General features: G+C 66.8%; 1 protein-coding gene. It reads left to right on the forward strand.

The window, feature by feature from the left end:
- Position 1 precedes the first annotated feature (1 nt).
- Positions 2 to 1,190 (forward strand): elongation factor Tu (tuf, locus tag KXR53_RS35495; protein WP_437380331.1); only part of this gene is annotated, 1,189 nt, incomplete at its 3' end.

The following is a 1,190-nucleotide window of genomic DNA, read 5'->3' on the forward strand; positions in this document are numbered from 1 at the left end:
AATGGCGAAGGCGAAGTTTGAGCGGACGAAGCCGCACTGCAACATTGGCACGATTGGTCACGTGGACCATGGCAAGACGTCGCTGACGGCGGCGATCACGAAGGTGCTGGCGGAGAAGGGCGGGGCGACGTTCACGGCGTACGACCAGATCGACAAGGCGCCGGAGGAGAAGGCGCGCGGGATCACGATCTCGACGGCGCATGTGGAGTATGAGACGGACAACCGTCACTACGCGCATGTGGACTGCCCGGGCCACGCGGACTACGTGAAGAACATGATCACCGGGGCGGCGCAGATGGACGGCGCGATCCTGGTGGTGTCGGCGGCGGACGGTCCGATGCCGCAGACGCGCGAGCACATCCTCTTGGCGCGTCAGGTCGGCGTGCCGGCGCTGGTGGTGTTCCTGAACAAGGTCGACATGGTCGACGATCCGGAGCTGCTGGAGCTGGTGGAGCTCGAGGTGCGGGAGCTGCTGTCGAGCTACGAGTTCCCGGGCGACGAGATTCCGATCGTGCCGGGCTCGGCGCTGGTGGCGCTGGAGGATGGCGACCCGAAGCTGGGGCGTGAGGCGATCCTGGCGCTGATGGCGAAGGTGGACGAGTACATCCCGCAGCCGGAGCGTCCGAAGGACAAGCCGTTCCTGATGCCGATCGAGGACGTGTTCTCGATCTCGGGCCGCGGCACGGTGGTGACGGGCCGGGTCGAGCGCGGGGTGATCAAGGTCGGCGAGGAAATCGAGATCGTCGGKCTGCGKCCGACGCAGAAGACGACCTGCACCGGCGTGGAGATGTTCCGCAAGCTSCTSGAYCAGGGCGAGGCGGGCGACAACATCGGGGCGCTGCTGCGCGGCACCAAGCGCGAGGAGGTCGAGCGCGGCCAGGTTCTGGCCAAGCCSGGCTCGATCACGCCGCACACCAAGTTCAAGGCCGAGGCGTACATCCTGACCAAGGAGGAGGGCGGCCGGCACACGCCGTTCTTCACCAACTACCGGCCGCAGTTCTACTTCCGGACCACGGACGTGACCGGTGTGGTGCATCTGCCGGAGGGCACCGAGATGGTGATGCCGGGCGACAACATCTCGATGACGGTCGAGCTGATCGCCCCGATCGCCATGGATGAGGGCCTGCGCTTCGCCATCCGCGAAGGCGGCCGCACCGTCGGCGCCGGCGTCGTCGCCTCCATCATCGAGT

Source organism: Inquilinus limosus (assembly GCF_051487185.1).
GTDB lineage: Bacteria > Pseudomonadota > Alphaproteobacteria > DSM-16000 > Inquilinaceae > Inquilinus > Inquilinus limosus_F.